Origin of the sequence: Sandaracinus amylolyticus, from assembly GCF_000737325.1 — a bacterium.
GTDB lineage: Bacteria > Myxococcota_A > Polyangia > Polyangiales > Sandaracinaceae > Sandaracinus > Sandaracinus amylolyticus.
Genome location: NZ_CP011125.1, coordinates 6,926,312 through 6,950,484, shown reverse-complemented (window position 1 = coordinate 6,950,484; position 24,173 = coordinate 6,926,312). Strand labels below are relative to the sequence as shown.

General features: G+C 71.8%; 30 protein-coding genes and 1 tRNA gene. 17 read left to right on the top strand and 14 right to left on the bottom strand.

Annotated elements, in window-relative coordinates; genetic code table 11:
* Positions 1-286: 286 nt before the first annotated feature.
* From DB32_RS29435 to DB32_RS29390, 10 genes are read right to left on the bottom strand one after another with little or no spacing between them, the layout of a single operon-like run.
* On the bottom strand, positions 287-1,015 hold the full coding sequence (locus DB32_RS29435; RefSeq protein WP_053235969.1) for an ATP-binding protein: 729 nt from the start codon (positions 1,013-1,015) through the stop codon (positions 287-289).
* A complete protein-coding gene (locus tag DB32_RS29430; RefSeq protein WP_053235968.1) occupies positions 1,008-1,994 on the bottom strand; it encodes a hypothetical protein in 987 nt (328 codons plus the stop codon). The genes DB32_RS29435 and DB32_RS29430 overlap by 8 nt, the downstream gene beginning before the upstream one ends.
* Positions 1,991-2,638 (bottom strand): hypothetical protein, encoded by a 648-nt coding sequence (locus tag DB32_RS29425; RefSeq protein WP_053235967.1) that lies wholly within the window; start codon positions 2,636-2,638, stop codon positions 1,991-1,993. The genes DB32_RS29430 and DB32_RS29425 overlap by 4 nt, the downstream gene beginning before the upstream one ends.
* Positions 2,635-3,396 (bottom strand): DNA-methyltransferase, encoded by a 762-nt coding sequence (locus DB32_RS29420; RefSeq protein ID WP_053235966.1) that lies wholly within the window; start codon positions 3,394-3,396, stop codon positions 2,635-2,637. Before DB32_RS29420 ends, DB32_RS29425 begins: the two co-directional genes overlap by 4 nt.
* Positions 3,396-4,289 (bottom strand): DNA-methyltransferase, encoded by an 894-nt coding sequence (locus DB32_RS29415; protein ID WP_053235965.1) that lies wholly within the window; start codon positions 4,287-4,289, stop codon positions 3,396-3,398. Before DB32_RS29415 ends, DB32_RS29420 begins: the two co-directional genes overlap by 1 nt.
* Entirely contained in the window at positions 4,286-5,749 is a 1,464-nt protein-coding gene (locus tag DB32_RS29410; RefSeq protein WP_157069528.1) for an SNF2-related protein, read from the bottom strand. The genes DB32_RS29415 and DB32_RS29410 overlap by 4 nt, the downstream gene beginning before the upstream one ends.
* Positions 5,746-6,012 (bottom strand): hypothetical protein, encoded by a 267-nt coding sequence (locus DB32_RS29405; RefSeq protein ID WP_157069527.1) that lies wholly within the window; start codon positions 6,010-6,012, stop codon positions 5,746-5,748. Before DB32_RS29405 ends, DB32_RS29410 begins: the two co-directional genes overlap by 4 nt.
* On the bottom strand, positions 6,009-6,521 hold the full coding sequence (locus DB32_RS29400; protein ID WP_053235963.1) for a hypothetical protein: 513 nt from the start codon (positions 6,519-6,521) through the stop codon (positions 6,009-6,011). The genes DB32_RS29405 and DB32_RS29400 overlap by 4 nt, the downstream gene beginning before the upstream one ends.
* Positions 6,518-6,745 carry a hypothetical protein gene (locus DB32_RS29395; RefSeq protein WP_053235962.1) on the bottom strand — a complete coding sequence of 76 codons (228 nt, stop codon included), beginning with the start codon at positions 6,743-6,745 and terminating at the stop codon, positions 6,518-6,520. Before DB32_RS29395 ends, DB32_RS29400 begins: the two co-directional genes overlap by 4 nt.
* A gap of 2 nt (positions 6,746-6,747) precedes the next feature.
* Entirely contained in the window at positions 6,748-6,975 is a 228-nt protein-coding gene (locus DB32_RS29390; RefSeq protein ID WP_275935534.1) for a helix-turn-helix domain-containing protein, read from the bottom strand.
* A gap of 125 nt (positions 6,976-7,100) precedes the next feature.
* On the opposite strand from DB32_RS29390, the gene DB32_RS29385 reads away from it, so the two are divergent.
* On the top strand, positions 7,101-7,553 hold the full coding sequence (locus DB32_RS29385; protein WP_053235960.1) for a helix-turn-helix domain-containing protein: 453 nt from the start codon (positions 7,101-7,103) through the stop codon (positions 7,551-7,553).
* Here DB32_RS29385 and DB32_RS29380 read toward each other — a convergent pair whose 3' ends face one another.
* Positions 7,554-8,213: an ImmA/IrrE family metallo-endopeptidase gene (locus tag DB32_RS29380; protein ID WP_169791602.1), complete on the bottom strand. Its 660-nt coding sequence runs from the start codon at positions 8,211-8,213 to the stop codon at positions 7,554-7,556. It abuts the gene before it with no gap.
* Between the two features lie 168 nt (positions 8,214-8,381).
* Here DB32_RS29380 and DB32_RS29375 point away from each other — a divergent pair, with 168 nt between their 5' ends.
* The 16 genes from DB32_RS29375 (at position 8,382) to DB32_RS29295 (ending at position 21,934) form a co-directional block, all read left to right on the top strand.
* Complete coding sequence (locus tag DB32_RS29375) at positions 8,382-8,594, top strand: hypothetical protein (RefSeq protein ID WP_053235958.1); 213 nt, start codon at positions 8,382-8,384, stop codon at positions 8,592-8,594.
* Complete coding sequence (locus DB32_RS29370; RefSeq protein ID WP_053235957.1) at positions 8,591-9,034, top strand: hypothetical protein; 444 nt, start codon at positions 8,591-8,593, stop codon at positions 9,032-9,034. Before DB32_RS29375 ends, DB32_RS29370 begins: the two co-directional genes overlap by 4 nt.
* Before the next feature lie 23 nt (positions 9,035-9,057).
* Entirely contained in the window at positions 9,058-9,270 is a 213-nt protein-coding gene (locus DB32_RS29365) for a hypothetical protein (RefSeq protein ID WP_169791601.1), read from the top strand.
* 205 nt (positions 9,271-9,475) lie between these two features.
* Positions 9,476-10,759 carry a hypothetical protein gene (locus DB32_RS47240; RefSeq protein WP_053235954.1) on the top strand — a complete coding sequence of 428 codons (1,284 nt, stop codon included), beginning with the start codon at positions 9,476-9,478 and terminating at the stop codon, positions 10,757-10,759.
* A gap of 11 nt (positions 10,760-10,770) precedes the next feature.
* Positions 10,771-10,989: a hypothetical protein gene (locus tag DB32_RS47235; protein ID WP_053235953.1), complete on the top strand. Its 219-nt coding sequence runs from the start codon at positions 10,771-10,773 to the stop codon at positions 10,987-10,989.
* Positions 10,986-12,149, top strand: a complete 1,164-nt coding sequence (locus tag DB32_RS49710) for a metallophosphoesterase family protein (RefSeq protein WP_053235952.1) — start codon at positions 10,986-10,988, stop codon at positions 12,147-12,149. Before DB32_RS47235 ends, DB32_RS49710 begins: the two co-directional genes overlap by 4 nt.
* Positions 12,065-14,599, top strand: a complete 2,535-nt coding sequence (locus DB32_RS29340) for an AAA family ATPase (RefSeq protein WP_338054961.1) — start codon at positions 12,065-12,067, stop codon at positions 14,597-14,599. Before DB32_RS49710 ends, DB32_RS29340 begins: the two co-directional genes overlap by 85 nt.
* Positions 14,596-14,805 carry a hypothetical protein gene (locus DB32_RS29335; RefSeq protein ID WP_053235950.1) on the top strand — a complete coding sequence of 70 codons (210 nt, stop codon included), beginning with the start codon at positions 14,596-14,598 and terminating at the stop codon, positions 14,803-14,805. Before DB32_RS29340 ends, DB32_RS29335 begins: the two co-directional genes overlap by 4 nt.
* Complete coding sequence (locus tag DB32_RS29330; RefSeq protein WP_083457907.1) at positions 14,792-16,237, top strand: DNA cytosine methyltransferase; 1,446 nt, start codon at positions 14,792-14,794, stop codon at positions 16,235-16,237. Before DB32_RS29335 ends, DB32_RS29330 begins: the two co-directional genes overlap by 14 nt.
* On the top strand, positions 16,119-17,390 hold the full coding sequence (gene dnaN / locus DB32_RS29325) for a DNA polymerase III subunit beta (RefSeq protein WP_157069524.1): 1,272 nt from the start codon (positions 16,119-16,121) through the stop codon (positions 17,388-17,390). Before DB32_RS29330 ends, dnaN begins: the two co-directional genes overlap by 119 nt.
* The gene (locus tag DB32_RS29320; RefSeq protein WP_053235948.1) at positions 17,390-17,797 is read left to right on the top strand and encodes a hypothetical protein; all 408 of its coding nucleotides are present in this window, start codon (positions 17,390-17,392) and stop codon (positions 17,795-17,797) included. The genes dnaN and DB32_RS29320 overlap by 1 nt, the downstream gene beginning before the upstream one ends.
* Positions 17,794-18,153, top strand: a complete 360-nt coding sequence (locus DB32_RS29315) for a PDDEXK-like family protein (RefSeq protein WP_053235947.1) — start codon at positions 17,794-17,796, stop codon at positions 18,151-18,153. Before DB32_RS29320 ends, DB32_RS29315 begins: the two co-directional genes overlap by 4 nt.
* Positions 18,150-19,922 carry a DEAD/DEAH box helicase gene (locus DB32_RS29310; protein ID WP_053235946.1) on the top strand — a complete coding sequence of 591 codons (1,773 nt, stop codon included), beginning with the start codon at positions 18,150-18,152 and terminating at the stop codon, positions 19,920-19,922. Before DB32_RS29315 ends, DB32_RS29310 begins: the two co-directional genes overlap by 4 nt.
* Positions 19,915-20,274: a hypothetical protein gene (locus DB32_RS29305; protein ID WP_053235945.1), complete on the top strand. Its 360-nt coding sequence runs from the start codon at positions 19,915-19,917 to the stop codon at positions 20,272-20,274. Before DB32_RS29310 ends, DB32_RS29305 begins: the two co-directional genes overlap by 8 nt.
* Positions 20,267-20,473, top strand: coding sequence for a hypothetical protein (locus DB32_RS29300; RefSeq protein WP_053235944.1), 207 nt, complete (start codon positions 20,267-20,269; stop codon positions 20,471-20,473). The genes DB32_RS29305 and DB32_RS29300 overlap by 8 nt, the downstream gene beginning before the upstream one ends.
* A gap of 252 nt (positions 20,474-20,725) precedes the next feature.
* On the top strand, positions 20,726-21,934 hold the full coding sequence (locus DB32_RS29295; protein ID WP_053235943.1) for a tyrosine-type recombinase/integrase: 1,209 nt from the start codon (positions 20,726-20,728) through the stop codon (positions 21,932-21,934).
* Here the strand turns inward: DB32_RS29295 and DB32_RS29290 are convergent.
* The 3 genes from DB32_RS29290 to DB32_RS29280 all read right to left on the bottom strand — a co-directional run bounded on the left by DB32_RS29290 (position 21,921) and on the right by DB32_RS29280 (position 24,158).
* Entirely contained in the window at positions 21,921-22,607 is a 687-nt protein-coding gene (locus DB32_RS29290) for a hypothetical protein (protein WP_053235942.1), read from the bottom strand. The genes DB32_RS29295 and DB32_RS29290 overlap by 14 nt on opposite strands.
* 5 nt (positions 22,608-22,612) lie before the next feature.
* The gene (locus DB32_RS29285) at positions 22,613-23,854 is read right to left on the bottom strand and encodes an XRE family transcriptional regulator (RefSeq protein WP_053235941.1); all 1,242 of its coding nucleotides are present in this window, start codon (positions 23,852-23,854) and stop codon (positions 22,613-22,615) included.
* 232 nt (positions 23,855-24,086) lie between these two features.
* Positions 24,087-24,158, bottom strand: a tRNA-Gly gene (locus DB32_RS29280).
* Positions 24,159-24,173: the final 15 nt, after the last annotated feature.

Below are 24,173 nucleotides of genomic sequence, written 5' to 3'. Positions count from 1 at the left end.
GCTCCGCTCCGCTCCGACTCGCTTCGCTTCGGTGCGAACGGGAGCAGCTCGAGTACTCCCCAGGGTCCGCCGTCGTCTCCCGCGAGGAAGCGCTCCTCGGCCTCCGGCCGCGTCGCGATCCCGAACGAGTCGATGCGCCCCTCCGCTCTCGCGACGCGCAGCCGGCGCGCGATGCAGTCGAGGCATCGCTCGTACTCGAGCGCGAACACGCAGAGCTTCGCCGGGCAGTCGTTGCAGGTCACGTGCGGGTGCCGCTCCGCGCGGCACGTGTCGAGCGACACGCAGGTCACGGCGCGCTCCTGCGCGGCGCGGCCGCGTCGTAGTCGGGACGCCGCAGCGACTCGCCGTCGAGCTTCGCGAACGCGCCGTCGCGACGCAGGCGGTCCCACGTCCGCGGGTCGTAGATGCCCGCCGTGAACCGCGCGACGACGTCCGCCTCGGCGAGGTTCGAGAGCACGATGGTGAGGTGCCGCCGGCGCGCGCATCGCGCGTCGACGAGCCACGACAGCGCCGTGCGGGCGAGCACCGCGTCGGCCTCGGTCCCGAGCTCGTCGAGGACCAGGAGCCCCGGCGCGGCGTACCGCTCGCGCTCGAGCTCCGCCGCGCGGTCGCGCGACACGTCGCGCAGGTACCGTGCGTAGTCGAGCAGGAACGTCTCCATCGTCACGAAGCGGCCGCCCTGGCGCGTGAGCGCCCACGCTGCCGCGACGGTCTTTCCCAGGCCGGTGCCGCCCGTGACGAACAGGAAGTTGGGTCCGGGGTTCGGCGTGCGCGTCGCCGCCGCGAGCCAGCGCTTCACGTCGCGCAGCGCCTGCGTCGGGTAGAGCTCGTCGTTCATCAGCGCCTTGCGGTCGTCCGGCCGCAGCCGGATCCCCGAGCGCGCGAGTCGCTCGCGCCGGGCCTCGCGCTGCGAGCGCTGCTCGAGCGCTGCGAGGTCCTGCTCGTCGGCGGGCTCCGCCCGCTCGAAGATGGCCCGCAGCTCCGGGCGCATCGTGGTCGGCGCTCGCTCAGCCATGTGCCCTCCGCCCGCGCTCGACGCGCGCCAGGTCCTCGTCGCTCACGTCTCCGAGCGTCCGGTTGAAGTCCGCCTCGTTCGTCGTCCCGTAGGAGCCCGGAGCGCGCGGCGGCGCCCAGCCGCCCGCGACACCTCCGCCGCGTGCCGCGCGCTCGACGCACCACTCGGCCCACCACTCGACGCGCAGGCGCTGCGAGCGGCGCGTCGCGACCCACTCGTCGAACCACGACTCGAGCACCGTGCGCAGCGGCGCGTCGCCGCGGCACCGCTGCGCCGCTTCCGCGATCGACCGGAAGTGCGTCGCGTCGCCCGAGCGCATCACGTGGGCCCCGCCTCGCGCTCCGATGCGCTGCGCCCACACCTGCTCGGCGAGTCCCGCGATCGTCGGCCCACCCTCGAACACCAGCTCGGGGCCGTCCGTGGGTGCGCGCGCGGATCCCGAGCGCAGCGAGGGATCCGGATCGGTATGGGATCGGGATCGGTAATTGGTCGGTGGGACTCCGCTCGGTGTCCCGTCGGGCGTCCCGGCCGAATGTCCCGGACTTGTCCCGGACATGGGCGGGACAGGGTCGGTGTCTGTCCCGTTCGTGTCCGGGACATTCGCGCCCTTGCGCTGCTCGCGCTTCCGGGACCGCTCGTACTCCCGACGCGCTTCGACGTTCTCCTTGAGCGCGTACTCCTGCTGCTTCTCGTAGTCGTGGATGCGGTAGACGTCGCCGTCGTCGTGCCACAGGCCGCTGTTCGAGCCGGGCACGCGCACGTCGCAGAGGCGGCGCGCGAGCTTCGTCAGCTTCGCCATGCTCCACGAGCCGTCGGGGTAGAGCGACGGCAGGAGCGACTTCATGATCAGCCCGTTCGTCGTGTGCCGGTTCGCGTGCGCGAGGCCGCAGACCCACAGCCACGCGGCCTCGGGCCCGACCGCGAGCAGCTTCGGATGCAGCGTCGCTTCCGCGTCGATCCGAACGAACGCGTAGCTCACGCGGCGCCTCCGCTGGACGGTGCGCGTCGCTTCCGCGCCACTGCTGCCTCGGGGGTCAGCCCGAGGACGTAGAGCCGGTAGCGCATCGTCGGCTGCGTCACGCCGGCAGCGCGCGCGAGCTCCTCGATGCCGACCTCGCGACCATCGAACGGCCACGTTCGCTTCGGCAGGTGCCGGGTGTCTCGGCCGCGCGCGACTGCTTCCTCGGCGGACAGGCCGAGTTGTTCGATGCGGTGCTTGAGCGCGCCCCGGTGAATCCCGGTGAGCCGTGCGAGCTCGCTGAGCGAGACGGTGCGCCCGTCGTACGCGATCGAGCGTGCGTTCGCGGGGCCGCGTCGCGGCTGGGTGGCGACCGCGTTCGAGACTGCAGCGCGGCGCGCGCGTTGCGCTCTCGTCTGCCGCTGGAACGTCGTTGCACGCGACGCATTCGGCACGGGCGGAGGCGCGGGCCGGTCGACCTCGCGAACGTCGAGCTCGATGGGCGCGCCGTCGGGCCACGTGGTCGGCAGCTCGCCGCGCGCGTGCTGCGCGCCCACCGCGCACGTCGCGCAGAGGGGCTTCCGCGTCTCGCTGCGGTCGCCGCAGCTCTCGCGCGTGAGCCAGCACGAGAGCGGCGCGCATCGGAAGACCTCGAGGCGGATCACGAGTCGCCCCCGAAGTCGAGCACGGCCGTCCTCCGCTTCTCCGTGTGCGGCTTCCACATCGGAACCTGCTGCGCCGCGCGCGTGAGGCGCTCGACGGTCTTGGGATGCACGTCGAGCTCGATGCCGACGGCGCGACGTCCCTCCTGCATCGCGGCGGCGAGCGTCGTCGCGCTGCCGGCGAACATGTCGAGCAGAAGCTCGTTCTCGTCGGTGAAGTCGCGGACGAGCCGCGCGATGAGCCCGAGCGGCTTCGGCGTCGTGTGCCAGTCGATCGACCGCTCGACGTTGTGCGTCCACACCGCGCGCTCGCCGCCGCCGTTCCAGCGCATCGGCTCGTGCGTGTGGAGGATGGCGATCGACTCGTGCCCGTTCGCGGGGTGCTTGCCGTTCATCTGCGGCGCGCAGTCCGGCTTGATCCACACGCCGGTGCGCACGTGTCGCATGCCCTCGGGAGGCGAGAGCTGGAGCAGCGTCGCGTGCACGTGATCGACGGACGCGACCGTCCAGCGCTGCGGGCGCGCAGCGGCGAAAACCTCGCGCACGAAGTCGATCTCCGCGTTTGCGAAATCGATCAGTTCCTTCGGGTCGCCACCGCCGCGCAGCGTGCGCGCGCCCTCGTGCGTGCGCTTCGTGTACGGCGGGTCGGTGAAGACATGCGCGGGGCGCCCGTGACGCTCGAGCACCAGGGGCAGCAGCTCGCGGCAGTCGCCCTGGTAGAGCGTCACGCGCCCGTCGTCGTATGCGGGGGCGGGGAGCATCACAGCGCAGCCCTTGCGAAGAGGTCGAGCTGCTTGGTGCAGTCGCGCAGCTCGCGAACCGCGCGCGCGAAGTACGAGCCCTTGAGCTCGATCCCGATGGCGCGCCGGCCGAGCTTCACCGCGCTGCGCGGCTCGCTGCCGATGCCGGCGAACGGCGAGAGGACGACGTCTCCCGGGTTCGACCAGAGTCGAATGCAGCGCTCGATGAGGTCGAGCTGCAGCGGGCACATGTGCTTCTCGTCGCCGTCCTCGCGCGCGACTGCGGCGTTGAGCACGTTCGTCTGGTCGATATCCATCCAGACGGGCGAGGCCCACTGCTGCCACTGGTCGAGCGGGAAGCTCTCTTCGGTGTGCGTGACCGGACTGACCTCCTCGCCTTCCTCCGCCCAGCGGCGGAATCCGAGGACGTACTCCGCGAGGCCCTGACGCGAGAAAGTCGAGTCGGTGCGGAGCTGCTTGTAGAGCAGTCCGTGCGCCTTCGTTCTCTGCATTTCGGTGACGGGGCATTTCCAGATCGTCACGCGAGAGTGGTATTTCCAGCCGGCCGCCTCGTGGATGCGGATCAGCTCGCCGGGGAAGTCGCGCAGTCCCGCGCGGCCGTCGCGGCCCTTGTAGTCGACGAGGTCTTTGCAGTGCACGAGGCAGAGCCGGCCGGGGCGCGTGACGCGCAGGAGCTCCCGCACGAGGAACGCGTAGTGCTCGAGGAACTCGGCGTCATCGACGCTGTTCCCCATGTCGCGCTCCGAGTCGCTGTAGGTGTAGAGGTTGGAGAACGGCGGCGAGTAGACGCTCAGTCCAATCGACGCGTCGGGGATGCCGCGCACGACTTCGACGCAGTCTCCCTGGTACAGAGTCCAGTTCTCGCCCTCGGCCTGATCGAGCACGTGAGTCATGCAGCCTCCGATCGGAGCCAGTTGGGGAGTCGCATCGGCGTCGTTGCGCGATAGCGCTGGACCGCCGCCTCGCGCGCCTGCGCGCGGCGCATCGCCGCGCTCATCTGCACGCGCATCTCGTCGTGCCCGTCGCTCTTCGCAGTGAGCAGCTTCCACACGCTCGCCTCGGTCGAGGCCATCGCGACGTGCACGTGGACGGGGCGCCGCTGGCCGAAGCGCCAGCACCGGCGGATCGCCTGGTAGAACCCCTCGTACGAGAACGTCGCGCCGGTGAACGCGACGCGCGCGCAGCGCTGGAAGTTCAGCCCCCACCCGAAGATCGACGGCTTGCTGATCAGCACGCGCGTGCGCCCGTCGGCGAAGTCGATCGCGACGCGCTCCTTCCGCTCGAGCGCGTGCGAGCCGCGCACGTCGACCGCTTCGGGAATCACCTCGCGGAGCGCGTCGGCCTCGTAGTCGGTCTCGCACCAGACCAGCCACTGCTCGTCGTAGTCGCGCGCGACGAGCTCGCCGATCTTCGCGGCGCGCGCGGTCGCGGTGCGGCGCCGCTCCTTGTGGATGGCGGTCGCGCTCATGTCGGGCATCCGGAAGAGCCGGTCGCCGCGGTCCGCGACGAGATCGACGTCGAGGACGTGCGGCGTGATCGTCAGCTCGGGCAGCGCGTATCCGTCGTCCGGATACCCGAGGTCCGACGGTCGCCCGACGCACATCGCCCAGCTCGCGACCCAATCCCAGAAGGGCGCGACGGCGTGGCCCTTGAGGCGGTAGGTGCCGAAGGTGCTCGTGTCGTTGATGAACCAGCGCGCGATCATCTCGTGCGAAGCCATCACCCCGAGGAACTCGGCGTGGTTGCCGAGCTCGAGGTGATCGTTGGGCGCGGGCGTCGCGGTGCACGCGAGGCGGTAGGGGACGCTCGCGCACGCATCGATCAGCGCGCGCTTCGTCTTGCCCATGAAGCTCTTGAGGATCGAGCTCTCGTCGAGGACGACACCCGCGAAGACGCCTGCGCGCAGCGCGGCAGCGAAGCGGTCGAGGCGCTCGTAGTTCGTGATGACGATCGGCGCGGCGCCCGCCTCGTCCATGTCGCGCGCGTAAGCGACGGGCACGTCGATGTTCGCGCCCTCGCGGATGGTCTGCTGAGCGACGGCGAGCGGCGCGAAGATGAGCACGCGCCCCGCGTGCGCGGCGACGTGGCGCGCCCACTCGAGCTGCTGCCGCGTCTTGCCGAGACCGCAGTCCTCGAAGAGCGCGGCGCGGCCGCGCTCGAGTGCCCATCGCACGCAGTCGCGCTGGAAGTGGAAGAGCCGCGCGTCGAGGTCGCCGTGCGGCACGGGAGAGCGCGGTGCCTCGACGTGCTTGCCGGCGAGGAAGCGCTCGTACTCCGAGGCGTTCTGCCCCTCTTGCTCCGTGGCGCGATCGCGGCGATGCGCGTGCCCAGGGGCGGGCGCGGGCGGGCTCATGCCTGCACCTCAGAACGCGCGACCCACTCCTCGCAGCTCGCGCAGATGCCGTCGCCGACGATCGGCGCGCGGCATACGCATTCGCCGATCACAACGACCGACTCGTCGCACGTCGCGAAGTCGAGCTCTTCGACCTCCGCGCGCTCGGTGCGGTCGAGCCATGCGTTCCAGTCCTCGAGGAGCGTGCCGACGTGCGCGAGCGTGTCGGCGGCGATGAAGCACAGCGCGCGCGTGACCGCGAGCGCGACGCGAAGCCGCATCATCGCGACTTCCTCCGCGACCCGACGGCGCCGCCGCGCTCGGCGAGCAGGCGACGCAGGTGCGCCACGCGCGAGGCGCGCACGCGTTCGACGTCGTCCCACTCGCGCAGTTCTCGCTCGATGTCGTCGACACTGAGGTGGCCGTCGCGCTCGCCCTCGCTCGCCGCGCGCTGCACGTCGCCGAGCTCGACGACGACGTCGTGCAGCGAGCGCGGGTGCGCGTCCTCGTCGGCGACGGGGCGCAGCTCGAGCCCGTGCGCGGCGGCGCGCTCTTCGATGAAGAGCCTCTCGACCGTGGCGGGCAGGAGCTCCAGCCACGCGAGGCGGAAGTGCTCGGTGCCGCGGAACGCTGCGTACAGCTTGTTGTCGCGAAGCCCGAGCGCGCGGGCGACGTCCACGACGCGCGTGCCGGAGCGATGCACGAGCGCCTCGATGCGCTCTCCGATCGTGATCTCCGCCTGCTTCCGGGCGGCCTCGGGAACGAGACTGAACGGCTGCTCGGGGATGCTCACGACGCGCGACCTCCCTGACGCGCGCTCGCGGCGCGCTTCACGTTGCGAGGCGTGGCGACCTCGCGGATCCCAGAGCTCGATACGGACGCGCTGTCGCTGACGCGGCGGTTCCGCGGCGGCTCGTGCGCGCGGTCGAGCCGCGCGATCACGAACGCGACGTACCCGCCGAGCAGCAGGCACGCGAAGAGGACACGCACCAGCGTGTCGACCGTCGAGGGCTCCACGCTCAGGCCGCCGCGTCCGGGGTTGCGCTGTCGGCCGGAGGGTCGCCGACGCCGGTAGCGAGCCACTCGATGCACGCGCCGGTCGCTTCGGCGATCGCGACGATCGAGTCGATGCCGGGCTCGATCTCGCCGCGCTCGTACTTCGACAGCGTCGACTGGTTGATCTTCGTCGCCTCGGAGAGCGCGACTTGGGTCATCCCCCCGCGTGCTCTCCGCAGCCGTTGCCCCATCGCGACGCGGCGCGGATCTCGGTCACTCATGGGACTCGACCCTACGTCGAATCCTACTAGGCGTCAAGGATTAGGCGGTAACGATGTCTCTTGCAGCGAAACACGCACCATGCGCCTATCCAGGCGTGAGCGACTACGCGCGGGAGCTGGGCGAGCGCCTCAAGGTGGCGAGGGAGGCCGCCGGACTGACGCAGCAGCGGGCGGCCGCCGATGCGGAAGTCGATATCGGGACGCTCTCCAAGTACGAGCTGGGCAAGGTGGCCGAGCCGTCGATGGCGAAGGTGCGTCGGCTGGCCCTCCTCTACGGCGTGCGCGTCGAGTGGCTCGACTCCGGCGACGGCCCGATGAAGCACGGACAGGAGCGTGTCGAGCGCGACGACGAGCTCGGCTACCCGGAGATCGAGGCCTACATCGAGGCCCACCCGGAGCTCGAGCCCGACGAAATCGCGGCTGCTCGGCGTCTTCGGCGCAGCGGTGGACCCGACGAGATCACCTACGAGGTGGTCGACGGCTTCGTGCGCGGGTGGCGCGCGCGGAAACGTGGCCGCGCGATCCAGAGGCCGAAGCTCACGGAGTAGTCATCGCTGCCGCAGGCTGAGCTGCTCGGCCTCGCAGACCACGATGACGCGGCGCCACGGCCCGTCGACGAGCGGTACCGCGTAACAGAGCTCGTCGCCGCGAACCTCCGCGCCCGCCTCGAGCGCCTGGTCCGCGAGGCCGCGTTCCCATCGCGACACGCGGCGAAGGCGGGGCTCGACCATCAGACCCGGCGTGAACACGCGGCTCGTGACGCGGCCGTTGTCGATGATCGTCGCGACCGCCTCGCGAACCTCGACGATGCGGCGCGCGATCATCTCGGCGCTCGCGTTCGGGTGGCGGTCCCGCAGCTTCAGCAGCGACCACGCCGTGCGCTTCAAGTCGAGGTCGAAGTCCCAGCGAGGTAGGAGCATCGCGCCCGCGAGGTAGCGCGCGCCCTTCTCGCTGTCGTCGCCCTCTATGCGAAGCACCCAGTGCCCGCATTCGTGCGCGATCAAGCCGTGGCGGCGGACCAGCCGCACCCGTGGGTTCACGCGGATTACCTGCGCGTCCGCGTCGAGTTCCGCGCCCGCGCCCGACCAGGCTTCGATCTCCAGGCCGAGCCCCTTCGCGAGCTCGAATGCGCTGACCGGCGCCCCGACCTTCGCGCGCTCGAGCGCTCGAGCGGCGGTCCCCTCCCACCTCAGCCAGGGCGACTCCACGTGGTGATCGATCCCTATCTGCGGATCGATCTCCAACGGAGAAAACGACGAAACTCGTGAGCGAACGCACGAGTTCACGAGCACGCTCCGCCTAGTACTTGACACCTAGTCGGATTCGCCGCAGGGTAGGCCCATCGACGACGCGCTGAGCGCGACGCGGAGGGCGGGATGGCGAACCGACGGGTCACGATCGAGGGCAGGCCGGCACCGGGACGGGCGGCGGCCGCGGGCTTCGCGGTGGCGGTGCTCCGCGTCGCGGAGACCGGCGCGCTGCTCGAGCGCGACGGCCGCGTCGTCGAGTCGGTCATCGTGCTTCCGCACGGCGTGCGCGCCGCGGGCGAGCGTCTCGCGACCAGCCTCGGCCTCGAGGTCGCGTCGTGAGCGCGTCGATCAGCACCGACGACTGGATGCCGATCGAGCGGCTCCAGGAGATCGTCGAGGAGGGCGGCGGCACGTGGCCGACTTTCGATGCCGCCGAGTACGAGGCGGCCTGCGCGCACATCGACTCGTGGCGCTCCGCCCGCCCGCGCGGGGTGCGCCGCGTCAGCTACACGACGTGGTCGAAGCCCGGGCACCCCGATGAGGTGCGCGCGTTCGCGACCGATCGGAGCGCGTTCGTCGCCACGGGATGCGGGGCCACCGTCGCAGCTGCCGAGCTCGACCTCGCGCGCAAGCTCCCGCTCCCCGCGCCGGCGCCGCTCCCGACGCTTGCGACGTACGCCGAGATCGCGAAGGTCGAAGGTCTCGCCGACCTCGGCACGGAGCGCGACCACAGCCCGCGCACCGACGGTGAGACCGTGCGCGTGGGAGCGGCGGCGTGATGCGCTGCGACGGCTCCATCCGCATGCGGAGCGGCGACCTCGAGGAGTGCCCGGGCTGCCGCGACTGCAGCCCGCTCCCGGGCCCTCGTGAGCCGCGCTTCGTCGCGTACGAGCCTCGCTGGGGCTGGCTCTACGACGACGGCGTCTGGCGCGAGATGAACGGCCGCGCGATCCGGAGCGCGACCGCGGCCGAGCTGAGTGCTCACGGTCTCGCGCCGAGCGCGAGGGCCGCGTGAGCGCGAACACGTACTGCACGCGGTGCGCGACGTGGACGAGCTTCGGCCGTCCGTGCCCGTGCCCGCGGCGCCGGAGCGAGCTCGAGCACGTCGTGCTCGCCGCTGCGGTGCTCGCGACCGAAGAGCGCCGCGCGACGCCTGTGCGCGCGATGGCGAGGTGGATGAAGCGCGTCGCCGCTGCGCGACGCGGTGAAGGGAGATCGTGATGTCGACGACGAGTACTCGGGCACCGCAGACGCAGGCACGCACCACGCAGCAGCGCCCGCCCGCGCAGCGTCCCGGCGCGTCCCTCGCGCGCGCGCAGAGTGACGCCGCGGTGCGCGGCACCTTCCACCTCCCCGAGCAGGTCGAGGACGCGCTTCGGAAGGCGCAGGAGCGGTGCCACCTCGTCGCGCCCGCGACGACCGCGTCGGCGCTCCCGGCCGGATGCTCGGTCGCGATCTCGCCGGTGTTCGTCGACGTCGCGACCGAGACCTACGGGATCCCGGGATCGGGCGACGACGGCGGCGGCAAGCGCGGCCTCGGCAAGAGCGTGCTCGATCGGATCTTCGCGGCGGTGGGCGGCAGCTGGGACCCGCAGCAGACGCGCCGCATCGACGACGGCTCGGACCCCTACTTCGTCCACTACCAGGCCGTCGGCCACGTCCGGAACTTCGACGGCTCCGTGCGCGTCGTGAAGGGCGAGAAGATCGTCGACGTCCGCGAGGGCTCGCCGGCGATCCAAGACCTCGTGTCGGTGTCGCTCGCGAAGCTCCGGAAGTTCGCCGAGCACAAGAACAAGAGCGAATCGGAGCTCCGCCGCGTCGCTCGCGAGCGCGCCGAGAACCAGGTGCGCGGTATCCGCCTCCACATCCTCGGCCACGCCGAGTCGAAGGCGAAGAACCGAGCGATCCGATCGCTGGGCATCCGCACGTCGTACACCGTCGAAGAGCTGCAGAAGCCGTTCGCGGCGGCGCGCCCGATGTTCACCGGGCACAGCGACGATCCGGAGCTGCGCCGCATGTTCGCGCAGCGCATCGCCGACACGTTCCTCGGCACGACGACCGCGCTCTACGGAGCGCCCGCCGCGCTCCCCCCTGGGAGCCCGCCGCCGCCCGTGGGGATGGCGCGCCGAGACGCGCTCGACGACGGGTTCGACGAAGACGCGATCGACACGCACGTCGTCGACGACGCGCCCTCGCGCGCCACGTCGCGTGCGCCGCAGGACGAGCGCGCGGACGAGACCGACGACGCGGGCGAGCCCGCGGGCAGCTCCATGATCCTCCCGTTCGGCCGCGCGAAGGGCACGACGATCGGGACCGCTGACGACGAGGACCTCGAGTGGGTCGCCAACGCGCTCGCGCGGATGGTCGAGGACCCGCAGAAGTCGCGCTTCCGCGACGACAACCAGCGGCTGCTCGACGCGATCGATCGCGAGCTCGCGCGCCGGCGCGGCGAAGAGGAGCCGCCCGAGGACGCTCCGCCCAGCGACGACGACTACCCGACCTGAGCGGAGTCGCGATGTCGAAGCCTCCGCACGAGCGCTCCGCCGAGGAGTGGCACGAGTCGATCTGCGCGCAGCTCGCTCACCACGGCCTCGGCGCGAGCTCGGACCCGAAGCTCCGGAACGCGGCGGCGCACGTCGCGATGGTGGTCGCGCACGCGATCAGCGAGGCGCGCCGCTCGAGCCCTGCACCCCGCCGCGTCGCCGCGCGCCGTCTCCCGAGGACCGGAACGTGACCCGCATCGCCGTCATCGCCGATTCACACTTCGACGAGCACTCGCGCTTCGACGAGTGCGTGCGCGTGCACCAATGGATCGCGGACGACATCCGCGAGCGCCGCGTCGATCTCGTCCTGCACAGCGGCGACGTGTTCGAGCGCAAGAGCTCGCCGCGCGAGCGCGCCGCGGTCGCCGACTGGCTTCGATCGGTCGCGCGGTTCGCACCCGTCGTGATCGTGCGCGGCAACCACGACGCGCCGGGCGACCTCGCGCTGTTCTCGAAGCTGCGCGCGCAGTATCCGATCATCGTCGAAGAGGCCGCGGCCGTGCACGTCGTGGCCGGCGTCGCGGTCGCGTGCCTCGCGTGGCCGCGCAAGGCCGAGCTCGCGGCGCGCGCGCCGGATCTCGACCCGTCGGATGCGTTGCGTCGCGTGCTGCTCGGCCTCGGGCAGCAGCTCGCGGAACACAGCGGCCCGCGCGTGTTGCTCTCGCACGCGATGGTGCGCGACTCGCGCGTGAGCACCGGGCAGCCGCTCGTCGGCTGCGACATGGAGCTCGGCGTCGAGGACCTCGCGCTCGCGAACGCCGACGCGTACGCGCTCGGCCACATCCACATGCCGCAAGAGTGGGAAGCGGCCTCGCAGCCCACCGATCGCCCCTGGTACGAGGCGACCGCGCCGGTGATCTACCCGGGCTCGCCGCGTCGCACTGCGTTCGGTGAGGTCGAGGAGAAGGGGTACGTGGTCCTCGACTTCGAGAACCACGAGCCCGTCCGCGTCACGCGCATCACGACGCCGTGCGCGCGGATGCTGCTCGTGAGCGCCACGTGGGAAGCGGGCGCGCTCCGCTGGGACGGCGAGCACCAGACGCCGGACCTGATCGGACCACTAGAGGGCGCCGAGATTCGGCTCCGGTACACGGTCCGCGCGGACGAGCGCGTCGCGGCGCGCGACGCTGCCGTACGCGTGGAGGCGGACTGGCGCGCGCGCGGCGCGGTCAACGTGAAGCTCGAAGACGTCGTGGTGGCGATGAACGCCGCGCGCGCGCCCGAGGTCGCGAAGGCCCGGACGCTCGAGGAGAAGCTGCGCGCGTTGTGGGCCGCGCGCGGCGACGTCGACGAGGACCGCGCCGCCCGGCTGTTGCCGCGCGCGCACGAGCTCGAGGAGGCCGCGTCGTGATCCGATTCGATGCCATCGCAGCGCGCGGGATCGGTCCGTTCCGCGACGAGATCCGCGTCGATCTCTCGTCGATCAGCGGCCGACTCGTCGCGGTGACAGGCGAGAACGGCGCCGGGAAATCGACGCTGCTCGAGCTGCTCGCGGGCGCGCTCTACCGCGAGTGCCCGACTCGCGGCGCGCTCGCCGCGCTCGCGACCACGCGCGACTCGTTCGTCGAGGTGCGCGCGGTGAACGGTGCGCCGTGGACGATCCGGCAGACCGTCGACGCGATCACCGGCAAGGGCGAGTCGATGGTGCTCGACGCGCTCGGCGCGCCCGCGCTCATCGCGGGGAAGGTGCGCGAGTTCGACGGGTGGGCCGCGCAGCACCTGCCTCCGCGCGAGGTGCTCTTCGCGTCGACGCTCGCGGTACAGGGCTCCGCGGGCTTCGTCGAGATGAAGCCCGGCGAGCGCAAGGCGCTGCTCCTGCGCGTGCTCGGGATCGAGTGGTACGAGCGCCTCGCCGAGGTCGCCCGCGAGCGCGCGCGCGACGCCCGCGAAGCGATGGAGCGCGCCGCCGCGCGACGCGCGGAGGTCAGCGGTGCGTGCGTCGACGTGGCGACCGCGGAGGCCGAGCTGCGCGACGCGGAGCGCGGTGTCGAGGAATGGGCCGAGCGCGTCCGCCAGGCGCAGGAGGCCGCGCGTCATGCCCGCGCCGAGGAAGCCCGGATCGCGGCGCTGGTCGAGGCGGCCCGCACCGCGCGCGAGTACCGCACCGAGCTCGACGCGAAGCTCACCGCAGCGCGCGCGAAGGTCGCCGACCTCGAGGCGCGCGCGCGCAACAACGTCGCGCTGCTCGAGCGCACGGAGGAGATCCGCGGCGCGGTGCGACGCGCGGCCGAACTGCGAGAGCAGCTCGCTGCGGCCGACGCCGACATGCTCGTCGCCGCCGAGCAGGCGCGTGCGGCGAGCGCGCAGGTCGAGCCGCTCGCGCGCGAAGCGCGAGAGATCGAGGCGCGCGTCCGCGTGCTCGGCGATCGCGAGCGCCGCGCGCACGACGTCCTGCGCGGGCGCGACGCGGTGCGCGCCGCGGCTGCGCAGGTGTTCGCGCTCGAGGCCAGCGTCGAGACGGCGAGCGCGGCGGTCGACGTGGCGCAGCGCGCGCTCGAGGAGCAGCGCGAGCGTCGTCTCGCAGGGGCGGACGATCGCGTCGCGACGCTCCGCGCCGCGCTGCAGTCGACCGTCAACCTGGTGGACGCAGGGGCGAGCGCCGACGAAATCCGCGACGTTTCCGCGAGGACGCTCGAGCAGGATGACGCGGCGGTGCGCGCGGCGCGCGAAGCCCCCGCTGCGCTCGCGGCCGCAGGAGACGCCGTGCGGTCCGCGCGCGAGAACCTCGCGCACGCCAGCGACACACTCCGTGTCGCGCGCGAGCGCGCGTCGCGGCTGCCGGCTATCGAGGCCGCCGAGCGCGAGCTCGTCGACATCGGCGAGGAGCTGCGGACGCTCGACGGGCGATCGCGCGACCTCGACGCGCGACAGCGGGACGCGGGCTCGGCGCGCGCGAGCGCCGACGCGACCGCGAACGCGAGCACCGCGGCCGCGCGCGCAATCCGCGCGGAGCTCGAGTCGCTCGCGAAGGTGCTCGAGCTGGTGCCGAAGCTCGACGCGGCCGAGGGCCGGCTCGCCGAGCTCGAGCCGCAGCTCGAGTCGGCGCGCGACGCGGTCGACACGCTGGCGTGCGAGCTCGAGATGGTGCCCGAGCCCGCGCCGATCCCGCCGGCGCCCGACGTGCGCGCCGCGGACGAGGCCTCGGCCGCGGCCGAGGAGCGCGCGCGCCGCGCGCACGGCGCCGTCGCAGTCACGCAGCGACAGCTCGAGCACGCGCGGGCGACGGCGGAGCGTCTTGCCGCGCTCGACGCGGAGCGCGCCGACCTCGAGAGCGAGCTGGCGGACTGGACGCGGCTCGCAGCCGACCTCGGGCGCGACGGACTGCAGGCGATGGAGATCGACGCGGCCGGGCCCGAGCTCTCCGCGACGATCAACGACCTCCTGCACACGTGCGTCTCGTCGCGCTGGACGGTGACGATCGACACGACGCGGATCTCGGCGGACGGGAAGCGCGTCCTCGAAGGCCTCGAGGTGCGCGTGCTCGACACCGAGCGCGGGCGCGAGGCGCCGGTCGAGACGTTCAGCGGCGGCGAGCGCGTGCTCATCGGCGAGGCGGTCTCGCTCGCGCTCGCGATGCTCGCGGCGCGCAAGAGCGGGTTCGAGGGCGTGACGCTCGTGCGCGACGAGAGCGGCGCCGCGCTCGATCCGGATCGCTCGCGCTCGTACGTCGCGATGCTGCGCCGCGCGGCCGATCAGGTCGGCGCCTCGCGAGTGCTGCTCGTCTCCCATTCGCCCGAGGTCGTGGATCTCTGCGACGCCCGCATCGAGATCGCGGGCGGAAAGGTCGAGGTGCGGCCGTGAGCGCGGCGATGACGGTGCGCGCGCAGGTCGTCGGCATCGGCTTCGACGTCGACGGCCACGAGCGGGTGACGCTGCGCATGAAGCCTGAGGACGTCGCGCACCTCGCGAAGGCGGGCGCGTTCGGCCGCGTGGTGCGCGTGACGTTCGACCCCGCCGACCCGAGCGCGCGCGAGAGCGCTGACGAGGATGGTCATGCCGCGCGGTGAGCGAGCACGACGCGCTGCCACGCTCGCGGAGCGCCGACGTGGTCACCAAGTCGACCTCTTCGACGGGCTGGCGGGCGAGCTCGTGGTCGACAACTTCGCGGGCGGCGGCGGCGCGTCGACGGGCATCGAGGCTGCGCTCGGCCGCCCCGTCGACATCGCGATCAACCACTGGCCGGAAGCGATCGCGGTCCACACCGCGAACCACCCGGCGACGCAGCACTTCGTCGAGGACGTCTTCCACGTCGACCCGCGCGAGATCTGCGCCGGCCGCCCCGTGGGGCTCGCGTGGTTCTCGCCCGACTGCACGCATCACTCGAAGGCGAAGGGCGGCAAGCCGCGCTCGAAGAAGATCCGCGGGCTCGCGTGGGTCGCGGTGCGGTGGGCACGCGAGGTGCGCCCGCGCGTCATCGTGATCGAGAACGTCGAGGAGTTCCTCGCGTGGGGCCCGCTCGATCGCGACGGGCATCCGATCAAGGGGCGCGCGGGCGAGACGTTCCGCGCGTGGCGCCGCAAGCTGGAGAGCTACGGGTACGTCGTCGATCACCGGCTGCTCGTCGCGGCCGACTTCGGTGCGCCCACCACGCGACGCCGGCTCTTCGTCGTCGCGCGACGCGACGGCGCGCCGATCTCTTGGCCCGTGCCGACGCACGGCCCTGGGCGCGCGCGCCCGTGGCGCATCGCTGCCGAGGTGATCGACTGGTCGCTGCCGACGCCGTCGATCTTCACGCGCTCGCGGCCCCTCGCGCCCGCGACGTTGCGCCGGATCGCCGAGGGCGTGCGCCGATACGTGTTCGAGGCGGCGCGCCCGTTCGTCGTGAAGTTCTACGGCACGTGCACGGCGACCGACATCGGCGCGCCGCTGCACACGGTCACCGCGGGCGGCGGGAAGTTCGCGCTCGCGGTCCCGACGCTCATCCAGACCGGGTACGGCGAGCGCGAAGGGCAGACGCCGCGCGTTCCTGGACTCGACAAGCCGCTCGGGACCGTCGTCGCGGGCGGCGCGAAGCACGCCCTCGTCGCCGCGTTCCTGACGAAGCACTACGGAGGCGTCGTCGGGCACGGCCTCGAGCGCCCGATCGGCACCGTCACGACGCAGGACCACCACGCGCTCACGACGGCGGCGCTCGCGCCGGTCGCCGACTGCCGCGCCGACGTCGGCGCGTTCTTGCGCGCGCACGGGATCGAGCCTCGGCCGATCCGGATCGGTCGCGAGCGATACCTCATCGGCGACATCGGCTCTCGCATGCTCGCCCCGCGCGAGCTCGCGCGCGCCCAGGGCTTCCCCGAGGACTACGTGATCGAGCGCGGCGCGGGTGGAAGCCCGCTCACGAAGACCGACCAGATCGCGCTCGTCGGCAACAGCGTGTGCCCGCCTCTCGCGGAGGCGATCGTGCGCGCGAACGTGCGGCATCCCGCGGAGGCCGCGGCGTGATGCATCCGAGCGCGAAGAAGCGGCACCGGACCGCGAGAAAGGCAGGAGGCTGATGGACGTCGTGATCGATCGACGCGCGCTCGCACGCGCGCTGGACCCCGTCGCGAAGGTCGCGACGAAGAAGAGCACGATGGTCGTGCTCGAGAACGCGCACATCGTCGCGCGCGACTCGGTGCTCAGCCTCACTGCGAACGAGACGCACCGCGCCGCGCGCGCGACGGCGCCGGCGAAGATCGCCAAGTCGGGCGAGGCGCTCGTGAGCGCGGCTGCGATCGCGGCGGCGGTCGCGAAGCTCGGCGGCGACGAGGTGCGCCTCTCGGCGGCCGACTCGTCGCTCGTTGTGTCGTCGGGCAGCGCGCGCGTGCGCCTGCCCACGGCGCGCATGGACGACTGGCCCGTGCCCCCGTTCGCCGCGACCGAACAGGGGTGGATCGAGCTGCCCGCGCAGGCTCTCCGCGACGTGTTCGCGGCGTCGTACGCCGTCAGCAGCGACACCTCGCGCCCGCACCTGGGCGGACTGCTCCTCGAGGTCGAGGGCTCGGCGCGCACCCTGCGCGCGTGCGCTGCCGACGGGCACCGCCTCGCGCTCCACACGAGCAAGCTCAAGGAGGCCCCCGCGGGGTCGTTCCGCGTCGTCGTGCCGTCGGAGGCGATCTCGCTGATCACGAAGGCGATGGGCGACGCCGAGCGCGTCGACGTGCTTCGCGGCGACAAGCTGTTCGAGCTGCGGGTCGGCGCGCTGCGCCTGTCGACGGTGCTCCTCGACGACGGCTTTCCGGCGTACGACCGCGTCATCCCGACGGGGCACCCGACGCGCATCAGCGCGGCGCGCGCGGAGCTCATCTCGGCGATCGACCTCGCGATGCTCGCCAGCCCGGACGGTTCGGGAGGCGTCTCGCTCGAGCTCGCGGCGGGCTCGCTCTCGGTGAAGGCGGAGTCCGCCGAACGCGGCGAGGCGCAGTCGGCAGTCGCCGTCGATCAGCAGGGGCCGGACACGCGGATCGCGGTGAACGGCGTGTACCTGCGGCATGCGCTGAACGCGCAGGTCGACGACGTCATCACCGTCGAGCTCGCGGGAGACCTCGATCCGCTCGTCGTCGTCGACGCGGCGCGCGAGCGCCTGAACGTGACCATGCCGATGAGGAACGCGTGATGGACACCGTGCTGCATCCGGGGCCGTTCCGCGCGGAGCTGCGCGAGGGAGCCCACGTGGTCGTCGACGCGCGCGGCGTAGTTGTCGCGCGCGTCGAGGGCGAGTGGCCGCACCGCACGGCGGAAGCCTTCGTTGTCGCGCTGAACGAGCGCGAGCGCGTGAGCGGCCGTCTCGTCGAACTCGACTCCCTGCTCGAGCGGCACGACCGCGAGGACGTCGATGACCTCGACAACTACATCGACTACCTCGAGGAGCGTCCCCACGTCGACGACTGGCGCAAGCTCAAGGCGCAGCACAGCGCGCTCGAGCGTGAGCTGAAGGAGGCGCGCGAGCTGAACAGCCGGCGCGCGCGAGAGATCTCCGAGCTGCGCAGCACGTGCGACTGTGGAGAGGGCGCGTCGCCGTGACCGCCGAACGAGTCACCACCGCTCTGCGCTCGCGAGCGTTCCTCGCCGCGAACGAGCACGAGCTGCACGAGGGTATCGAGTCGGCGCTGCGCTACGACGGCGTCGAGTTCGAGCGCGAGGTGCGCCTCGACGCCCGGAGCCGCGTCGACTTCCTCACCGACGACGGCGTCGCGATCGAGGTGAAGGTCGATGGCGCGGTGGGCGAGGTGGCCCGGCAGCTCGAGCGCTACGCGCGCTCGCCGCGGGTCACGAGCGTTGTCCTCGTGACCACTCGTGCGAGGCACCTGACGCTCCGCTCGTTCGCGACGATGGCCGACAAGCCGCTCGCGGTCGTGTGGCTCGGAGGCGTGGCGTGAGCGCCGCGCGCGATCTCGCGCGCGAGCCGCGCGCCTTCGGCACCGCCCGCCTCGTCATCGGAGATGACGGTCGCCGGTGGTGGTCCATCGAGGCCGCGCCGTCGGTGATGCTGCGCCTGCGCCGCCTCTTCCAGGGATCGGCGCGCAGCGGCAAGCGCATCGTCGTCGCCGACACGCTCGAGGCCTGTCGCGACATCGAGTGGGTCTGCGAGCGCTGGCGTCTGTCGATCGAGCCCGCCGACTACGCGGCCGAGCGCGCGGGCCGCCACCGTGAGGCGGAGGAAGCCGTCGAGCGCATCCTCGCGGCCGGCTACCTGCCGCGCACCTTCGACCTCGCGATCCAGCCGCGCGAGTACCAGCGCCGCGCGGCCGAGCTCGCCCTCCGCACGCGGCAGCTCCTGCTCGCCGACGACGTGGGCCTCGGCAAGACCGCCTCGGCAATCTGCGCGCTGACCGATCCGACGGCGCGCCCGGCGCTCGTGGTCACGCTTACCCACCTGCCGAAGCAGTGGGAGGCCGAGCTCGCGCGCTTCGCGCCGGGCATGCGCGTGCACCGGATCCGCGACGGCGCGATCTACGACATTGCGGCGTGGGGCCCGCGCCGCCGCAAGCGGCGCGCGGGGCAGCTCGAGATCGCGGGGACCGAGCCGAAGCTCCCTGACGTGATCGTCACGTCGTACTCGAAGCTCGCGAAGTGGGCCGACGTGCTCGCGCCGATCGCGAAGTCGGTCGTGTTCGACGAGGTGCAGGAGCTGCGCAAGCACGGCTCGAACAAGTACGAGGCCGCGACGCAGATCGCGCAGGCCGTCGACCTGCGCGTCGGGCTCTCCGCGACGCCCATCTACAACTACGGCGCCGAGATGTTCAACGTGCTCGAGGTGCTCGCGCCGGGCGCGCTCGGCAGCTGGCCCGAGTTCGCCGCGACGTGGTGCGGGAGCGAGGGTGCGGACCGCGAGAAGGCAGAGCTAAAGGACCCGCGCGCGTTCGGCGCGTGGGCTCGAGAGCAGGGCTTCATGCTGCGCCGCACCCGCGCCGACGTCGGCCGCGAGCTGCCCGCGGTGACGCGCGCCGCGCAGCACGTCGACTGCGACGCGAAGCCGCTCGAGGAGATCCAGGGCCGCGCCGCCGAGCTCGCGAAGATCATCCTCGCGCAGGACCAGAAGGGCTTCGACAAGATGAAGGCCGGCGGCGAGCTCGATTGGCAGCTCCGCCGCGCGACCGGGATCGCGAAGGCGCCGTTCGTCGCCGACTTCCTGCGCCTGCTCGTGGAGAGCGGCGAGCGCGTGCTCTGCTTCGCGTGGCACCACGCCGTCTACGACGTCATCGAGGAGCGCCTCAAAGACCTCGGCGTCGCGCGCTACACGGGCGAGGAGAGCGCGACGCAGAAGGACGCCGCGCGCGCGGCGTTCGTCGACGGCAAGGCGCGCGTGCTGCTCATGTCGCTGCGCTCGGGCGCGGGACTCGACGGGCTGCAGTCGGTCTGCCGCACCGTCGTGTTCGCCGAGCTCGATTGGTCGCCGGGCGTGCACGAGCAGTGCATCGGCCGCGTGCACCGCGACGGCCAGACCGACCCCGTCGTCGCCTACTACCTCACGACCGATCAGGGCTCCGACCCGATCGTGATGGACGTGCTCGGCGTGAAGCGCGTGCAGGTCGAAGGCCTGCGGAACCCCGACGCCGAGATCGCGGCCGCGCAGCAGATCGACCCCGACCACATCCGGAAGCTCGCCGAGAGCTTCCTCGCGAAGAGGAGCGACGACGATGCGTGATGAAGCGCGAGCGCTGATGGGCGGCGGGAGCGAGGAGGCGGTCGACCGCGTGGCCGCGCGGCTGCTCGCGTCGGCGCAGCGCGTCGAGCAGCTCGAGCGCGAGATCGACCTCGAGCGGCAGCTCGTGAAGAACGCCGAGCGCGGGCGGCAGCGTGCGATCGCGGAGCGCGACGCGGCGGAGCGCGAGCGGGACGCGCACGGAACTCGCATCGAGAGCGCGCGCGGGCATCTCGAGGCGGCACGCGACCGCGTCCGCGTGGAGGGCCTCAGCTGGGCGTTCGGCGCGGCTATGGACGCCCTCCGCGAGCTCGGAGGCGATCCCGTGATCGACGAGGAGCGCCGCGATGCGTGAGCGCGAGACGACGTGGGAGGAGCGCGCGACGTGGGACGTGTGCCCCGTGTGCGCTGCGCCCGACGGCGAGTGGTGCAGCTCGGCGGTCGGCGCGCAGCTCGGCTTGCGCGTCGACGGTCGGCGCATGCAGGACGGCGAGGGCGCGCACCTCGCGCGACTTCGGCGCGCGCCGGTACGCGTGCGGATGGTGCCCGCGTGAAAGCGATGTCGAGCGCGTCCGCCGATCTCGAGGACCTGCTCGTCGGCGAGCACGGCGAACTCGTCGACACGAGGCAGGTCGCGGCGGTCCTGCGGATGACGAGTCAGGGCGTCCGGATGCTCGTGCAGCGTGGCCGGCTCCGCCCCGTTTCGACCCGCGGAGCGCGCGGGCTGATGCTGTTCCGCACGCGCGACGTCGCACGGTACCTGGAGGGAGAGGATGGGTCGAAGACGCAGAGCGAAGATCGAGGGGGTGCAGCGGCTCCCGGACGGCCGCTACCGGCTGCGCGGGGAGTACGTCGACCCGAAGACCGGGAAGCGCCGCGAGCTCGATCGCAGGGTGGAGGCAGCGGACGACCTGGATGCGGCATCGATCCGCGCGAAGCTGCTCGACGAAGCGACGGCGGGCCGCGCCGAACGAAGGGCACGCGCTCGCCTCGGTGAGGCGCTCGACGCGTGGCTCGCGTCGAAGGTCCTCACGATCCGACCGAGCACGCACGACCGCTACACGACGGCCGTCGAGAAGTGGAAGGGCGCGATCGGCGAGTACTTCCTCGACGCGATCGAGCCCGACGACGTGCGCGGCGTGCTCGCCGGGTGGCGCGACAACGAGCGCGCGACCGAGACCATCAACGGGAGGCTCCGCGTGCTGCGCACGTTCGCGAAGGACACGCGCGCGCCGCACATCGTCGACGGCGTCGCGGCGCTCCCGACGACTCTCGAGGAGGACGAGGCGGCCGAGGACGAGGGCCGCGGCCTCACCGTCGACGAGCTGCGCTCGCTGCTCGACGTCGGTCCGCGCGCGCCGCTCCTCCTGCTGCGCGAGGACAAGAAGACGCCGCGGTTCAAGACGCTGCCGAAGGGGTGGGCGCGCGCGTGGGCGTTGGTCGCGACGCTCGCGTGGACGGGGCTCCGCCCGGCCGAGGCGGCCGCGCTGCGATGGGACGACGTCGACCTCGAGGCCGGCGTGCTCCGCATCCGGCGCTCGCACTGGCGCGGCATCATCGGGCACCCGAAGGCGCGCGCGTCGAAGCGCCGCGTCGCGATCGCGCCCGAGCTCGCGTCGCTCCTGCGCGCGCACCGCGAGACGATGCTGCGCCAGCAGTGGGCCGGGACCGAGAGCGGCCTCGTGTTCCCGTCGCCGCGCTACGGGCGGCCGAGCAAGGCGAAGCGCCGCAAGGGCGAGCTCGTCGAGCTCACGACGAACACGTACGCGCGGAAGACGATCGAGAAAATGATCGAGGCGGCCGGGATCGATCTCGGCGAGCGGCCCGCCCTCTACTGCCTGCGGCACACGATGAACAACCTCGTGCGCCAGCACGCGACCGAGGAGGTGCGTCGCTCGATCATCGGTCACGCCGAGGAGGTCGAGACGTACACGCACGTCGCGATCGAAGAGCAGCGCGCAGCCTTCTCGCGGGTGACCGCGGTAGTGCGGGCTCGAGCACTCAGCGAGGCGTGAGCACGACAACGTCGTTCGCGACACGCACGCTGCACCTGCTGGAACCGTCGACCAGACGAGGCCTGAACGCCTCCAATCCGTCGGCGAAACCGGCGTTGAGAAACGCCTTCGGTACATGCTCCTTCGCAGCGAGCAGCCGCGAGCGAAGGTCGTCCGCAGCATCCACCGACATCTCCCCGCTCTGCACCGCAAACGCAACGAGGTCGAACATCCGCAGCACCGGCACCGGCACTTCGACGTCGTTGTTCAGGAGCGTCCTGATCGCGTTGCCGTCGTTCGAAGTGGTCGGCATCTGCAGCGTGAGCGCCGCCGCGTACGTCGACGACTCGCCGATGTCGACGTAGCGATAGTAGTCGTCACGGAGATCCTGGAGACGCTGCCAGATCGCGTCAGGTGACTCCTCTGCGATCGCGCCGCTCAGCTGGCTTTTGATGCGCCGGATCGTCGGGACGCCTAACACCTGTATCAATCCGCTGTCGCTCGCGGTTCGATACCGACTGGCCAGGTCGCTTCGTGGGCGACTGAGGAGCTCCGCGTCTACCTCGGGCACGACGGTCGGCTGAACGCCGAAGCGGTCGCGCAAGCACTTCAGAGGCAGCGTGCTGCGCCCGATGAACAACTGGAAGACGACGTCAGCGTCGCACAGGAGCAGAGGCGGGTTGGGTGGCTGCACGGGACCTACTCGATCCCGGGCACTCGATCTCCGAACCGCTCCATGAAGGTGCGACGATCAACCATCAAAAGCTCGGCGCCCTTCGACCAGCTCACCGTCCCACGCTCGACGGCACCGACCACGGCCTGAACGTACGAAGGCGGCAGGTACAGAGGCACACCGACCGCCGTCGCGGTGCGCTTCTCGAGCCAATCCGACTTCTTCTCAGGATGGCGCCCGAAGTACTTCATCGCGGGCAGCGCCCGTTCCGTCAGCTGCTCAAGGTGCGCGCGGTAGTCGAGCGTCTGCGCGCGAGCTGCGCCTTCCGCATCGAGGAACTTGCCCTCCACGGCGGCCCTCAAGATCACGCGCGCCTCGACCTCGAGCTTCGCGACGAGCGTCGCGAGGTCCTCGGCCTCGAGGCGCTTCCAGTTGATGCCGGATGCCTGTGCGACGTGGCGAAGGACGCTCGCCGGGACCAGCATCTCCTGAGCGAAGGCGTCGGCACGCTGCTCTGTGACCGATTCCGACAGCGAGCCGATGGAGCTCTCGTCCTCGGTCTTGAAATCGATCGATGCCCCTTCCGACTCGGCGTCGAAGATGAGGTGCGCGATCTCGTGGCACAGCACGAAGTTCCGATGGAACCAGCTGCTGCGGAACGAGTTCGCGAAAATCGACGGACGGATCGCCTGCGGCCCGGACTGAACGTAGAAGCTACAGCCTTCGATCTTCGAGTCCGGAACGGGCGTTTCCACCACGAGGACGCCGAGATGACGGAGGTGCTGCCGAAAGACACTGCCGATGCCGGTCGCTCCCTGCGACAGGCCCCGCTCGGTGCGCAGTGCGCGCGCCGCGATCCGTCCCTGCTCCGCAGGAGACGCGGTCTCGTCCATCGCCTTGCGCTTCGCACCCCAGAAGACGTTTCGCCACATCATCGAAGGCGAGGAGCCGGTGGTGGCGCATTCGAACTGATCGCAGGAATGCGCCAGCCGGCGAAGCACCGCGACGTACGTCCGATCTGTGGCGGATACGCGGTCCTCACGCATCCGGAACCACACCCCGGCCATCTGGGTCGGGCTCGGCAGCTCGCCTCGTCGTGCGAGCGCGGGCACCGGCGTTCCAAACAACTCGCTCAGCGAGCGCGCGTACCCTGCGGGGATGGTCTTCTGACCCGCGATCCACTCGTCGAGCACGCGCGGGCTCACCCCGATGATCTTGGCGCACGCGCCCTTGGTCAGCTGCGCAGTCTCGAGAAGGTCCTTCAGCATCGGCCTGCCGTCAGGATGTTGGGAACGTGCGAGCCCTGCTCGCATTGGCAAGACCTGAGCAAACGACGCGCCGCTCGTGCAACGCGCTGCCGCGGTGCACGAAGCTGTGGCAAAGGTACCGCGCCTGTGCCGTTAGGCGCCATACCACTCCAGCGAGACGGCCCGCCCGGCGCCCCGGGGTTGCCGGGGATTGTGCCGGGGATCTCGGCGCCATCGATCACTGGAAACTGAGAGCGGGACAAGGGATTCGAACCCTCGACTTCAACCTTGGCAAGGTTGCACTCTACCACTGAGTTAGTCCCGCGAGGGACGGCCTATC